Below are 13455 nucleotides of genomic sequence, written 5' to 3'. Positions count from 1 at the left end.
TAAGGTCATCGAACCCAAATAAAAACCGGTATGGTCCGCCATACCGGTTTTTCATTTTAAGGATGCGAAAAAATTTGTTCCACCTACCGGGAACTTCGCCGGGAATCGTGAAATTTGATAGAATGCATGTACGAATCCTTCAAACCAACCCATTGCGGGTTTAATCAAATAAGCTAGGAGTGATCCATGAGCCGAATCGATGATCTAATCAGGGAAAATATTTCCGAAGACGGCAAGGTACTCAATCTCCGCGACAAGTACATTGGTCTGCGCGGAACCATGGAAATGTTCACCAAAAAAGAAGCTTTGCAGAACCTGATCACCCTCACCTACTCCGGAAACCAGATCGGCGACGAAGGGGCGGAAGCCATCGCCGAATGCCCGTATCTGCAAAACGTGGAGACGCTGAACCTGAACCACAACGAAATCGGCGACGAGGGCGCGGTGGCGCTGGCCAACTCGACCAACTTTCCCAAACTCACAAAGTTATCCTTGTTCGGGAACGTGATCGGCGACGAGGGGGCGCGAGCGTTCGCACAATCGCCTCTCAGCAAGAAATTCATCAAGTTGGACTTGTACAAGAACCAGTTCAGCAATCAGGGAATCAAAGCGCTCACCGAGTCGGAGAACCTGAAGAACTGCGAGGAACTGGAAATCTACCGGGAGTGACCGTCCTCAAACGGTCTTCCCGGCTTCTTCCCATTGGGCGGGTGTGAAGGTTTTGATCTGAATGGCATGAATCCGTTTGGGCTGACCGTTGATCTGCTCATCGAGCGCGCCGTAAACAAGGCGACGCCGGTCCAGCGGGTTCACATCCTCAAACTGATCAGAGACCACCACCACGGCATAATGCCCGCCTCCACCTGCTGCTTTGTGGCCGCGATGCAGGTAGCTTTCGTCGATGATCTCCACATGCGTGGCATTAAGCTGTTCTCGCAACACGTCGTCGATGATCTGTACCGTTTCATCCATAATGCTTTTATTCTCCTTATCCTTTCAACCGGGCATCGAAGCGAACCCTCACCGCTCCCCTCTCATTTCAAGTCATTGATATCCGGCAGATTGTAAAAGTCTTTCAGCTTCTGCGTGTAACGCGCGTGGGCTTCGTTTTCATCCTTGTCGATCAGCGGATGCCGGCACTTCGCACACACCGGCAGACGGTCCTCCGAATAAGACTTGATCCGGTTGCTGACCCCGCATCCCTTACAAACTATTATTAATGCGTCTTTTTCCATGTTACACTCGTGAAAAATGCATTATAAAACATCCTACCAGCGGGGATCGATGTTTTTTTATTACAGCAACGACCCGAACCGGCCCTCCATGCCGCTTGGCACCAAACTGCTTCTGGGCGGCATCGTCATTCTGGCATTCGTTCTTCTGTTCGTGTTCGGTTTTACATTTTTCCTGATCGCCCTCGCAGGGGGCATTCTCACGTTTCTGGCCGACCTGTTCGGAATTCGCCGGCGGCGGAACATGGGGACTGCCACCCACCCTCATCCAAGGGACCCACGTTTCGGCCAGTGGCCGCCCCGCTCGTCGTCTTCCTCTTCCTCGTCGCGCAAGTACCGGGACGATGACGACGTGATCGACGTGTGAGGAAACAGATCAACGTTTCTTCTTGTAAATGTGCGTTGGTGCTCCGAGAAAAATCTCCGCCGCTTCCATCAGTGTCTCGGAGAGCGTCGGGTGTGGATGAATGGAGTGGGCCAGATCTTCCGCCGTGGCGCCCAGTTGAATTGCCAACACGCCTTCAGAGATCAATTCCCCGGCATTTGTGCCGACCAGCCCCATGCCCAGAATTTTTCCCGTTTTGGGCTCCAGGATCAGCTTGGTCTGGCCATCGTTGCGGCCCAGTGTGGTGGCGCGCCCGGATGCGCCCCACGGAAACTTGCACACCTCCACTTCACGGCCCTCGGCCTTTGCCTGCTCTTCGGTCAGGCCGCACCAGGCGATTTCCGGGTCGGTGAACACCACTGCGGGAATGACTGGACCCGGTAAATCCCGGGACTCCCCCATAATCGTCTCCACGACACGTTTCCCTTCAAATGAGGCCTTGTGTGCCAGCATGGCGCCGCCGATGACATCCCCAATGGCGAAGATCGTTTCCTCCATCGTCAGCCCGCTTTTATCTACCTTTACAAATCCGCGTTTGTCGAGTTCGATACGCGTCTTTTCCAGACCGAGGTTCTCCGTATTGGGTTGCCGGCCGATGGAGATGAGGATTTTGTCGAACACCTCCTCCCTCGACTCTGATTCGCCCTTGAGCGAAACCTTCAACCCCTCCTTCCCCTCCTGAAGAGCCTCCAGCCGGGTATTCAGGTGAATTGCCTCGAAATCCTTTTGCAGTTTCGCCTGGAGAACCCGGACCAGGTCGCGGTCCACGCCGGGAAGCAGGCCTTCGGTCATTTCCACCACTGTGACCTTCGATCCCAGCGCGGCGTACACTGTACCCATTTCCAGCCCGATGTATCCCCCACCCACAACCAGCAGTCTACGGGGAATGTCCTCCACCTCCAAAGCACTTGTGGAATCCAGAAGGCGCGGGCTATCGATGGCAAAGTCGCCGGGGATGATGGGACGAGACCCGGTCGCCAGGATGGCGTGATCAAATTCAATTGACTCTTCTCCCACTTTCACCCGTTTGGAGCTTTCAAAAACGGCACGACCGGACACATATTTCACACCACGTTGCTTGCATAACTGGGCAAGACCCTGAGACATTTTGCCGATGACTTCATTCTTCCACTGGCGCAGGCGGTCGACATCGATCTTGGGGTCACCGAATGCCAATCCCCATTCTCGGGCCTCTTTTGTCTCGTTGACCAGACGGGCTATATGCAGGAGGGTTTTGGAAGGAATACACCCGCGTTGCAGACACACGCCTCCCATACTCTTGTCATCATTGACCAGGGTCACATCCATGCCGTGGTCGGCCGCATAAAAGGCAGCGGCATACCCACCGGGTCCGGCTCCAATAACCAGCAATCGTTTTTCTGCCATAGCGTAGTTGCCGTCTCTCTAAAATGATTTCGCAAAGCCTTTCCCGCAATCATTTATGACGGCGGCGGCTGATTTGTTCCCAGGATTGGGGTTTCGCCTTGCTCCCGATCTTGGCCAAAGCGACGTTGAATATTTTACGAGCCTCGGCGCGTGAGGTGTGCGTACCTGCGACCCGGTCGATGAATTCTTTTTCCAGGGTGATGTAGGATCCCATCTGCCGTCCGACTTTTTTCACGATCTGCAAATTGCTCGGGTCCGCCGACCCTTTCGGCAGGGTTTTCTTTTCACGCTGGAACAGACCCTTGGAGGGTGTAGAAGGAATCGGTTCCTCAACCCTCATGAATTCCGGATCGGGACGAATGGGGGGATCGCTCAAGAAAAAATTCAGCGCAAACCCCGCATCGGTGGAGGCCAGTTCGTTTACCCGCGTTTTTAAAAATTCCTTGACGGCTTCATTGCCTCCGGACGTTCCTTCAAAACCGGCCAGCCGCCACTCCTGCTCCGAGATCACCTCAAACAAACCAAGATCCGCCAGGTGGGAACACAAAGCCCGTTTCACACTCTCTTCCACCTCAGGAGACCATACCGAATTCTGCAAACAGGTTGACCAATGTTCGGGACAAAAAATTTGCGAATGAGGGGACATGATTCAGGTTGTTTCCGCCGGTCCGGACGCGGCCCGGGTCTCCAGTTTGGCGAGAACAGGAACCAGACATTTTTTCCAGCTCTCGGAAAGAAGAGGATGAGCCATCACTCTTCTCAGGGCTTCAAGATTGTTCCGGTCATGAAACATGACGCGGTTGCATTCTTCGATGGACAGCTTTTCCGGGTCGGCTTGCATGAGGTCCATGTGATCACCGGACTGCACCCATCCCTGTTTGAGCACTCGCAGGTAATACCCGGTGTAACCGGTATCGATCACCCGGTCGGCCATGCTCTTGTCATCAAACCGTTTACTGATATTGTGGCACGGCTGACGCGGTTGCGAACACTGAACTTCCACCTCGCCAATGCGGAAGATGTCACCGATATGAATTTCGGTTTCCGGCAGATTCTCGATGGTGAAGTTTTCGCCGAAGAATCCCGGTAGCACCTCGTGCCCGGACTCTTCCCGCCAGTAATCAAGATGCTCGTTCGACAACACGCAGACCGCCTTGTCCGGTCCGCGGTGATGCACCAGATCCGCGCTGGCATCGCCTTCCAATCCCATGAAATCCAGAAACACCGGGCCCGCCACAGGGTCCTTGAAAATGCCGGACCGGAACGGTTTTCCGTCGCCGTAGGTGCCGGTGCGAGGCTGGCCGACGTTTATGGAAAGGATGGTTTTCATAACAGGGCTTCCTCGCGCGTCAGGGAATCCATAAATACAAAAACTGCGGCTCCGGGCTTTTGGGAAGAAAATTGAGATCGAAGTTCACCATATTGATCGATGGCGCCTGAATCAGGGAATACACATTATTCTTGTACTCGCCGGCGCGGTGGTAGGTAACCAGTTGAAAATCCCGCAGGGCCAGATCCTTTTGAATGAGCTTGCGCGTGTCGTCGAGGTAACCGACATGATCGATCAGCTTTGCATCCAGTGCCTGGCGTGCGGTGAACACACGCCCGTCGGCGAGTTTCCGTACCTGGGCTTCAGTGAGGTGACGCCGGCTTTTGGTGATCACTTCAACGAAACGATCGTGCATGTCGTCGATCGCGGCCTGAAACAGTTTACGTTCTTCCTCCGTAAGCGGACGAAACGGCGACAGGAAATCCTTCTTGTCACCAGACTTGACCACCTCAAAGTCGACGCCCACTTTCTCCATCAAGCCCTTCAGGTTCATTTTTAGTGTGATGACACCGATGCTCCCGGTGATCGAGGTCGGATGGGCAATGATGGTGTCCGCAGCCTGGGCCACGTAGTACCCTCCGGATGCCGCGAGGTCCATCACCTGGGCGTATACCTTGACATTGTTCTTTTCCTTGAACGCCTTGATCTCGTGATACAGGATGTCGCTGGAGGTAACCGTGCCGCCGGGACTGTTGATGCTGAGGAGGATGGCCCGGACGTCGTTGTCTTTCTCCGCCTTGTCGAGGGCTTCCCGGATCCGTGCCACCATGCCCTCTTCCTCCCGTGGAGACAGCACGCTGGAGACCCTCTGGTTGGAAATGACCCCGCTGACCTCGACCAGCAACACTTTCGTTCGGCCCTCTCCGGATAGCACCTTCTCCTTGAGCGGGGATGGCGGAGGGATGAGGTGAATCTCGAATACCGTGCATCCGGTAAAAAACAGGGCCAAGATCAAGGCGAGCCCTGTTCTCAAAATACTACGGATTCGATAGCCGTTACCCGTATCAGGCATGATGTTGTCCTCTCACAAGAGTGTAATCGTACACGGCTTTGAAACAGGCAGCCTCCGGTTTCCATTCCTGGCGGCCCGTATCAAAAAACGATTCCACTTTCCTGTATAGTTTTTTGGCCAACTCGGAATTCAAATACTCATCCCGAACCAGAGCGTATTCCAGCAGGTAGTTGGTATTGATTACGAGGTCGCGAAGTGCCATGGTTTCCCGCGCCACCACCATTTTGTGTCCCTTGCGCGCGCTTGCGGAGTCGATGTTTTTAGGGCCACCGCTCTGCAGGCTGTGTGCGATGCGTTTCAACGCTTCCTTCACATCTTCAATCCGGGATTGAAGCTCCGGATCTGACCCTGCTTCTTTCAAGCGCAACTGGATTTTCTGCAAGGGATCAATCAGATTCAGTTCGTGAAGAAAACCCTCACTCAGATCATACATTCTACACAACTCGGAAATGGGAAGCTTTCCGGAGGCGGAAGTTTCTGTTTCCAGAGCCTCCATGCATTTCTGGAGTTGCGTCTCCAGGTTATCAGTGAACTTGGCCCGGGTTTTTTCCAGGCGCTCTTCAAACTCCGCCTCTTCCCCCAGCTTTTTGAATTCCTGCCGGCATTCTTTCTCCAGCTTATCGAACAGCAGGTCGGCTTCGGAATTGATGTAACTGAGCAGGCGGAGCTTGCGTTCCGGTTCCATGGGCTTGACGAACTTCGAACGCACTTCTTTTTCCACGCGGACGAGTTCCCGCGGCATGAGGCGAAACATCTTGTCGAAGCTGTCGTAAAACGTACGCCAGCGCTCGATGGTGTGCTTCTTGTTGCTGGTTGTGTATTTGATGTTGATATTCTTGATGCGGATCGTATTTTCCTGCATCAGGGAAACCAGCTTGTCACGCATCAGCGTGTCGATTTTTTCGTCCACATTATCCATAGGAATTTCACACCGAATTTGATCACTCAGGGGTTTGGCGAAGCCGACCGGGCGCAACGACAACCGATTCCGTAAAAGTCCTTGGCGTCATCGAACCCGTACCGGCGGGACGACCTCATGTAGTCGGGAAGGCTGTTCCAGGCACCCCCACGGATGACATGATACGTCCCCGATTCCGGGCCGCGAGGGTTGTTGTCATCGCCGGCCGAATAGTAGGATTTATCATACCAATCGTACACCCATTCGGCAATATTACCCGCCATGTCGTGGACCCCCTCCGGGGTCTGCCCAGCCTTCAGGGCACCCACTTCGTGAAGGACTTCGCCTTTGTGAATGAAACAGCATTTGCCGAAATTGGCCCTCTCCGGAGTGGGCGGCACTTCGCCCCACGGATAGGTGCGCCCTTCCAGCCCGGCAGCGGCGCGTTCCCATTCCGCCTCCGTCGGCAGGCGTTTGCCTCGCCAGCGGCAGTAATTGCGGCACCGCTGCCAGGTGAGGCCGATCACGGGCTTGTCGACCATGTCGGGGCGCGGTTCGCGTCCCCACCAACCGGTGATGGTCGGGTGCTCTTCCGGATGCTCCTCCAGGTACGCCGCAAAATCGCCTCCCGTCACCTCGAACCGGTCCAGCCAAAAGGCATCGAGGTATACCTTGTGTCGCGGCGTTTCATCCTTCAGCCCCTTGCCCGGCTCACGGCCCATCCAGAACTCCCCGGCGGGGAAGAGGACCATGTCCGACGCAGTTTCCTCTCCTGCGAATCCGGACCCGGGGACCGGTAATCCGATGAACACCCAGGCGATCAGGCTGAAAAAAATGCGGTGCATCCTCAAATACCCCTGTTACCAATTCTCGCGAGAACTCTATTAAATGATTGAGCCGGTAGAGCAAAGCCTTTATTATACATAACTGTACCGGTTCGCTCCCGGGAAACTAAAGCCCTTCTCCCAGGCGGACCGAAACCGGCATTCTACCCCTGTCCCTGACCATCTGACATGCGAACCGTCCGCCAATTCGATGATCTCCTCGCCCGCGCCGAGACCGCTGTACTGATCCTTCTGCTGACCCTCATGGTCCTGCTTTCCTTCGGACAGGTGGTCCTGCGGAATGTAATGGGAAGCGGGATTTTGTGGGGGGACACCCTGCTTCGGCAACTGGTGCTGTGGGTGGGGTTTCTGGGCGCTTCGCTCGCGGTTCGCGAGCGCAAACACATTGCCATCGATTTTCTGCCCTATTTCCTGAACGAATTCTGGAAGAGGATCAACCGCATCGGCGTGGATCTGGTGACCGCCGTCATCAGTGCCTTTCTCGCGCTGGCCGCGTGGGATTTCATGATATTTGAAAAAGAAGGCGGCTCGACGCTGTTTTTGGAAATACCCGTGTGGCTGTTCCAAACCATTTTGCCTTTCAGTTTTGCTCTCATCTCACTCCGCCTGGCTCTGCGGGTGCTGAACGAAATCGCTCATTTCCGGACGCCAGCCGAATGACCCTCCTGATTATTGCCGCCATTCTGCTGTTGACGCTGCTGGGGACACCGCTTTACGCGGTGATCGGCCTCGCGGCCCTGCTGTCGTTCCATTTTGCGGAAATCGATTCGGCGGCGGTATTCATCGAGCTCTACCGGGTCGCAAGCGCGCCGACCCTGCTCGCCATTCCGCTGTTCACCTTCGCCGGATTCATCCTCGCCGAAAGCCGCACTCCGCAGAGGTTGACCCGGCTCACGCAGGCGCTTCTGGGTGGCGTGCCGGGAGGACTGCCGTGGGTGGTGCTGGTGGCCTGCGCCTTTTTCACCGCGTTCACCGGCGCATCGGGGGTCACCATCATTGCGCTGGGCGGCCTGTTGTACCCGCTCATGCTCAAGGAAATGTACGGTAAAAATTTTTCGCTCGGGTTGATGACCTCGTCGGGAAGCCTGGGCCTGCTGTTCCCTCCTTCTTTGCCGCTCATCCTGTACGGCCTGGTTGCGAAGGTGAACATCGACCAGTTGTTTCTGGCGGGTGTGGTGCCGGGTGTGCTGATGATCATCATCCTTGCCGTGTACAGCATGGCGCAGAGCAAACGGTTTGGAATCGAAAGAACCGCCTTCAACTGGAAGGAGACGAAAAGTGCGGTGCGCGAGGCGGCGTGGGAAATCCCCCTCCCCTTTCTCGTGTTGTACGGTATCTACGGGGGCATCTTCACCGTGACGGAAGCCGCGGCGGTGACGGTGGTGTACGTGGTGGTGGTCGAATGTTTCGTGTACCGGGACATCCACCCCATCCGCGGCATGCCTGAGATCATGAAAAAAAGCATGGTGCTGGTGGGAGCCATCCTCATCATCCTGGGCACGGCGATGGGCTTCACCAGCTACCTGGTTGATGAGCAGGTGCCCATGCAACTGCTGGGCTTCATGAAGGATTACATCGACGACCAGTTGACCTTCCTCATTGTACTCAACCTGTTTCTTTTGATCGTCGGGTGCATGATGGACATCTTTTCCGCCATCATTGTGGTGGTGCCGCTGATCGTGCCCATCGCACAGAACTTCGGCGTCGACATGGTGCACCTGGGGGTCATTTTTCTGGTCAATCTGGAAATCGGCTATTCCACCCCGCCGGTGGGGCTCAACCTGTTCATCGCCAGTTCCCGCTTTGAGGAGCCCGTGGTGCGCCTGTACAAGGCCACCCTGCCGTTCCTCGGTCTTCGCCTGATGGGCCTGATGGCGGTCACGTATTTTCCCCTGCTCAGCCTGTTCCTGCCCAACCTGTTCGGAAGCTAGCGTGTTACAATGGCCTCCGTCGGTCACCTAGTGCGAAAAGGACACTCCACCATGCAACCCATTCGAAAACATCAACGCCTCGAAACCGATTTCCTTTTTTATGCGACGATGGACAGCCCGATCGGTATTCTTGGCATTGCCTCGACCCATGAAGGCGTGTGCAACATCCGCACGGCACAGAAAAGTGAACGTCAGTTTGTAAGCTATCTGGAAGACGTGTACATTGCCCGTCCGGTTGCTGATTCCAGACGGTTGAAGCCCGTATTGGATCAATTGGAAGGCTACTTTAAAGGAGAGATCACGGAGTTCGACTGTGACCTGGATATTTCCTGCGGCACGCCGTTTCAACGAAAAGTGTGGAAGCGGCTTTTGAGCATTCCATTTGGGGAGACCCGCAGCTACGGTTGGCTGGCGGAAAAACTCGATAACCCGAATGCCAGCCGCGCCGTGGGCAACGCCAACGGTAAAAATCCTGTACCCGTCATCATTCCCTGCCACCGTGTGATCCATGCCGACGGAGGACTGGGCGGCTACACCGGGGGTCTGCATATCAAGGAATTTCTTTTGGACCTGGAAACACACACCCATGCCGCTGTATAGAACGCAGGCCGTTGTCCTGCGCAGCATGAACCTGGGCGACGCCGACAAGATCGTCACCCTGTTCACGCGGGAGTATGGCAAGGTGAAGGTCGTCGCCAAGGCGGCCCGGCGCATCAAAAGCCGATTCGGTGCGTGCCTGGAACCGATGACTCACCTGTCGCTCATCTATTTTGGTAAGGAGCATCAGGACCTCTACCGCCTCAACCAGTGTGATATCGTGCACTCCTTCCAGAAAGTGCGGGAGCACCCTCAGAAGTTTTACACCGGCATTTACTTCATCGAGTTGTCGGAGAGCCTCGTGGCGGAGGCGCATCCGGAAATTCCAACCTTCGACCTGCTGTGCAAGGCCCTGCGCAAGGTGGAAGGCGAAGGCGACCTGGAAACGTTATGCCGCCTGTACGAAATGCGAATCATGGCGCTGGCGGGATACACCCCGCGTCTGAAGCGGTGCATTCAATGCCGGGAGGAGCCGCGATCCCGCTGGGTGGGATTCAGCTACACACGGCACGGCATTCTGTGCGCGGTTTGCCAGGATCAGACGGTGCTGGAGGCCCGGATCCAGAACGGCACCCTCAATTACCTGCGGAAGCTCCTGACCTTGGATATCCAGCACACCGATCGATTGAAAATTCCCAAAGGAAGCGAGGCGGAGATCGAGTCCATCACCCACCGCCTCATTCTGGCGCGGCTGGGAAGGGAGTTGAAATCCTATCCCTTTATAAAGAAAATGGCGGTTTGATTCCGCACACCCTGAAACCGAAAGCGAGGACCATGGAAAAACAAGCCATTCACACCGAGGACGCCCCGGCCGCCATCGGCCCGTACCAGCAGGCCATCCGCGCAGGGCAGTTTGTGTTCACCTCCGGCCAGATTGCGCTCGACCCGAAGTCGGGCGAGTTCCTGTCCGGAGAAATTGAAGAGGAAACGGAACGGACCCTGGAAAACATTGGCGCCATTCTGAAAGCTGCGGGACTGGGGTTCGAGGATGTGGTGAAGGCGAACGTCTATCTCGCCGACATGAACCACTTCGCCCGCATGAACGGTGTGTACGAAAAATACTTTGCGACCGGGAAACCCGCGCGGGCCTGTGTGCAGGTTGCGGCGTTGCCCAAAGGAGCGAAGGTGGAAATCGATGTGATTGCCCAGGCAGGTTGAAAGAGATTCAATTCAATGGCAAAAAAAAAGAAGCAGGAATTGAAGGGCCAGATCAACTTTTACAAGGCCATGGCCGTGCTGGGAGCGATCATTGCCGGAACATTCGTTTATATGTTGCTGGACTCGGCTCCGCACTTGAGTAAACGGGATTTTCACGATCCCCAGGCCAAGGCCGCCCAGTGCCTGAACTGCCACACCGGGCAGGCAAGCAACATCCCCATCATGCCACACCGAAGAATGGAAGACTGCACCTTCTGCCACACGCCGGACAAGGCCGGGTGAGTTCCCCACCCGGTTCCCCCTGTCAACTCAATCAAAGTGCTCCCTTGCCGGTTTGCCGACACCGTACACGTTGAACCCGATATCGAACAGGGCATCGTGGTCGAGGTGATTTCGCCCATCGAAAATAAATGCGGGTTTTTCCATAAGGTCGTAGATTTTCCTGTAATCCAGATTCCGGTACTCGTTCCATTCCGTCAGCAGGGCAATGGCATGGGCGCCTTTCACCGCCAGGTAGGGATCGTCCAGGTAATCGATTTCACCCGGGATGCCCTCCAGATCTTTTTTAGCATTGGGAAGGGCATGCGGATCGGTGATACTGAGCCAGGCCCGCTCCTCGAGCAACGCACGGCAGATATGAATGGCCGGCGCATCCCGGGTATCGCCTGTGTCCGGCTTGAAGGCAAATCCGAAGATGGCGATTTTCTTGCCGACGATGGAATTGAACATGGCGTTGACAATCCGCTGCACAAACCTCTGCATCTGGAAATCGTTGATGTCGACAACCTTCTGCCAGAACTCGGCCACCGGATGCAGGCCGTAGTGCTCGCACAGGTAAATGAGGTTGAGCAGGTCCTTACGGAAGCAGGACCCGCCGAAACCGATTCCGGCATTTAGAAACTTGGCCCCGATGCGCGTGTCCATGCCGATGGCATGACCCACCTGCGTCACATCCGCTTCCGTCTGTTCGCACAGGGCGGAGATGCTGTTGATTGACGAAATACGCTGGGCGAGGAACGCGTTGGCCACCAGTTTCGACAGCTCACTGCTCCATAAATTGGTGGTGAGGACACGTTCATTGGGCACCCAGTGTCTGTAAATTCGGGTGAGCTCGTCCCGCGCCTCCCGGCCTGCGGGGGTGTCCATGGACCCGATCAGGATACGATCGGGTTCCTCCATGTCACGAATGGCGGTGCCTTCAGCCATGAACTCCGGGTTGGACAGGATCTCGAAATGGACACCGTTGTCACCGGAATGCAGGATTCGTCTGAGCGTCTCCGCAGCCCGAACGGGGATGGTGCTTTTTTCAACGACGATTTTGTCGGACCTGGAGTTTTCCTTGATGCGTCGCGCGGTCTGCTCGATGAACTGCAAATCCACCGCCCGGCCGGCTCCTTCACCGTAGGTCTTGGTCGGTGTGTTGACGGTGACGAAGATGATATCGGCCTCGCCGATTTCCTTATCGACCTCGGTCGAGAAAAACAAATTGCGTCCCCGGCATTGGACGACGCGGTCATACAGGCCGGGTTCGTAAATGGGCAATTGGTCCGAGTTCCACAGGGCTATTTTTTCCTGTGAAATGTCCACCACTGTCACCTTGTAATCCGGACAGTGATGAGCGATGACGGCCATGGTCGGCCCTCCCACATACCCGGCCCCGATGCACACGATTTTTTTGACGAAATCCCCCATAGCAGACTCCCACCGTTGGACATAAAAAAAAGGGAGGCCGGTTCGTTGCCGAACCGGCACTCCCTGATAGTATAACGGCGAAATTCGCCAAATGATTATTTATAGTAAATTTTGCCCTTCTTGTAATTGAAGGCCCGTCCGCCTTTCAGGAAGCGCAGTTTGCCTTTGTGAATCTTCCAGTTTTCGATGACGATGCCTTTTTCTTCTGAGGGACCTTTTTCCTTCGCCCGGTCTTTCACCTTGCCGTCCTTCACGATGTTCTGGTCGGCGTTATCTTCGGTGATGAACTTGGAGAAGGGATGAACGTTGGCCAGAGCCGCTTCCAGATCGACCTTGTCGCCCTTATGCGGATTCTGCTTGTGGCCATGGCAGCGGTTGCACACGTTCTTGTAATCCCAGCGGAGGCCATACTTCTCAGTTTCCGCTTTCTTGAAATCACCCTTGGTGTTTTTCATCACAACGCGGAATTGAGAACCACCGGCAACAGAGTGGCACATCTCGCAACCCACTTGCTCCAGATTGGGCTCGGTCGGGTCGATTCGGGTGCTAACATCTCGGCCTTTGAATTTCGTTCCGGGGGGTATGAATCCACCACGCTGACGGTAGCCGGTAGTGTGACAGAATAGACAAGCCGGATCGGCCGTGTAGTCTTTTTCCGGATCAAGGCCGTCTCTTTTCTTGGCATCGGCGGCGTTGCCCGGCTTCAGCAAATCAAATGTTTTTCCATGGGGTGAATTCTTCCAAGCCTGGTAATAGGGATCGTGGCAGCTACCATCGCACTTCGTGGCACCCACGAATTTAGGTCGCTTGGGGACCTTTTTCTTGGCGGCGTCGGCCGTGTCGGAATAACCCAGAAAAAGGCATAAGGTCAGAAATAGATATCCGAACGATTTAAAAACATTAGCCATTGTTGTCACCCTGATGTTTGGCAGTTTCGGTTAGCACTCCATTTAAACGTCCGCGCAGGATATAATAAACGCCCAGTCAGG

18 protein-coding genes are annotated in these 13455 nt (G+C 55.3%); 8 read left to right on the top strand and 10 right to left on the bottom strand.

The window, feature by feature from the left end:
- The first annotated feature begins 186 nt into the window (after positions 1-186).
- Positions 187-669 (top strand): hypothetical protein, encoded by a 483-nt coding sequence (locus ACTRW9_RS07755; RefSeq protein WP_442428902.1) that lies wholly within the window; start codon positions 187-189, stop codon positions 667-669.
- Between the two features lie 6 nt (positions 670-675).
- Here ACTRW9_RS07755 and ACTRW9_RS07750 read toward each other — a convergent pair whose 3' ends face one another.
- Together ACTRW9_RS07750 and ACTRW9_RS07745 are read right to left on the bottom strand one after the other, a co-directional pair.
- Positions 676-972 carry a BolA family protein gene (locus ACTRW9_RS07750; protein WP_442425599.1) on the bottom strand — a complete coding sequence of 99 codons (297 nt, stop codon included), beginning with the start codon at positions 970-972 and terminating at the stop codon, positions 676-678.
- Positions 973-1034: 62 nt separating this feature from the next.
- Positions 1035-1235: a hypothetical protein gene (locus tag ACTRW9_RS07745; protein WP_442428901.1), complete on the bottom strand. Its 201-nt coding sequence runs from the start codon at positions 1233-1235 to the stop codon at positions 1035-1037.
- Between the two features lie 16 nt (positions 1236-1251).
- Between ACTRW9_RS07745 and ACTRW9_RS07740 the strand changes: the two genes are divergently transcribed.
- Positions 1252-1599: a hypothetical protein gene (locus tag ACTRW9_RS07740; RefSeq protein WP_442428900.1), complete on the top strand. Its 348-nt coding sequence runs from the start codon at positions 1252-1254 to the stop codon at positions 1597-1599.
- A gap of 9 nt (positions 1600-1608) precedes the next feature.
- On the opposite strand, the gene lpdA is transcribed toward ACTRW9_RS07740, so the two are convergent.
- The 6 genes from lpdA to ACTRW9_RS07710 all read right to left on the bottom strand — a co-directional run bounded on the left by lpdA (position 1609) and on the right by ACTRW9_RS07710 (position 7088).
- The gene (lpdA, locus tag ACTRW9_RS07735) at positions 1609-3003 is read right to left on the bottom strand and encodes a dihydrolipoyl dehydrogenase (RefSeq protein ID WP_442428899.1); all 1395 of its coding nucleotides are present in this window, start codon (positions 3001-3003) and stop codon (positions 1609-1611) included.
- A gap of 49 nt (positions 3004-3052) precedes the next feature.
- Positions 3053-3562, bottom strand: a complete 510-nt coding sequence (locus ACTRW9_RS07730; RefSeq protein WP_442428898.1) for a hypothetical protein — start codon at positions 3560-3562, stop codon at positions 3053-3055.
- Between the two features lie 90 nt (positions 3563-3652).
- On the bottom strand, positions 3653-4333 hold the full coding sequence (locus tag ACTRW9_RS07725; protein ID WP_442428897.1) for an MOSC domain-containing protein: 681 nt from the start codon (positions 4331-4333) through the stop codon (positions 3653-3655).
- 19 nt (positions 4334-4352) lie between these two features.
- Positions 4353-5345, bottom strand: coding sequence for a signal peptide peptidase SppA (sppA, locus tag ACTRW9_RS07720; protein WP_442428896.1), 993 nt, complete (start codon positions 5343-5345; stop codon positions 4353-4355).
- Entirely contained in the window at positions 5338-6264 is a 927-nt protein-coding gene (locus ACTRW9_RS07715; protein ID WP_442428895.1) for a hypothetical protein, read from the bottom strand. Before ACTRW9_RS07715 ends, sppA begins: the two co-directional genes overlap by 8 nt.
- Before the next feature lie 26 nt (positions 6265-6290).
- Positions 6291-7088, bottom strand: a complete 798-nt coding sequence (locus ACTRW9_RS07710; protein ID WP_442428894.1) for a formylglycine-generating enzyme family protein — start codon at positions 7086-7088, stop codon at positions 6291-6293.
- A gap of 168 nt (positions 7089-7256) precedes the next feature.
- Between ACTRW9_RS07710 and ACTRW9_RS07705 the strand changes: the two genes are divergently transcribed.
- The 6 genes from ACTRW9_RS07705 to ACTRW9_RS07680 are packed head-to-tail and all read left to right on the top strand — an operon-like array spanning position 7257 to position 11056.
- Positions 7257-7748: a TRAP transporter small permease gene (locus ACTRW9_RS07705; protein WP_442428893.1), complete on the top strand. Its 492-nt coding sequence runs from the start codon at positions 7257-7259 to the stop codon at positions 7746-7748.
- Positions 7745-9019 carry a TRAP transporter large permease gene (locus ACTRW9_RS07700; protein ID WP_442428892.1) on the top strand — a complete coding sequence of 425 codons (1275 nt, stop codon included), beginning with the start codon at positions 7745-7747 and terminating at the stop codon, positions 9017-9019. The genes ACTRW9_RS07705 and ACTRW9_RS07700 overlap by 4 nt, the downstream gene beginning before the upstream one ends.
- Before the next feature lie 51 nt (positions 9020-9070).
- A complete protein-coding gene (locus ACTRW9_RS07695) occupies positions 9071-9619 on the top strand; it encodes a methylated-DNA--[protein]-cysteine S-methyltransferase (protein ID WP_442428891.1) in 549 nt (182 codons plus the stop codon).
- Positions 9606-10358, top strand: coding sequence for a DNA repair protein RecO (gene recO / locus ACTRW9_RS07690; protein WP_442425611.1), 753 nt, complete (start codon positions 9606-9608; stop codon positions 10356-10358). The genes ACTRW9_RS07695 and recO overlap by 14 nt, the downstream gene beginning before the upstream one ends.
- 32 nt (positions 10359-10390) lie before the next feature.
- Positions 10391-10774, top strand: coding sequence for a RidA family protein (locus ACTRW9_RS07685; protein WP_442428890.1), 384 nt, complete (start codon positions 10391-10393; stop codon positions 10772-10774).
- A 15-nt stretch (positions 10775-10789) separates the two neighbouring features.
- Positions 10790-11056, top strand: a complete 267-nt coding sequence (locus ACTRW9_RS07680) for a hypothetical protein (protein WP_442425613.1) — start codon at positions 10790-10792, stop codon at positions 11054-11056.
- Between the two features lie 27 nt (positions 11057-11083).
- Here the strand turns inward: ACTRW9_RS07680 and ACTRW9_RS07675 are convergent, their stop codons facing one another.
- Positions 11084-12466 carry a nucleotide sugar dehydrogenase gene (locus ACTRW9_RS07675; protein WP_442428889.1) on the bottom strand — a complete coding sequence of 461 codons (1383 nt, stop codon included), beginning with the start codon at positions 12464-12466 and terminating at the stop codon, positions 11084-11086.
- A gap of 95 nt (positions 12467-12561) precedes the next feature.
- Positions 12562-13374 (bottom strand): cytochrome c family protein, encoded by an 813-nt coding sequence (locus ACTRW9_RS07670; RefSeq protein ID WP_442428888.1) that lies wholly within the window; start codon positions 13372-13374, stop codon positions 12562-12564.
- Positions 13375-13455 lie beyond the last annotated feature (81 nt).

The sequence above is a fragment of the Nitrospina sp. 32_T5 genome (assembly GCF_052156635.1).
In the GTDB taxonomy this organism is placed as follows: domain Bacteria; phylum Nitrospinota; class Nitrospinia; order Nitrospinales; family Nitrospinaceae; genus Nitrospina.
The sequence above is the reverse complement of the archived record's forward strand: the minus strand, read 5'-3'. Positions and strand labels throughout refer to the sequence as shown.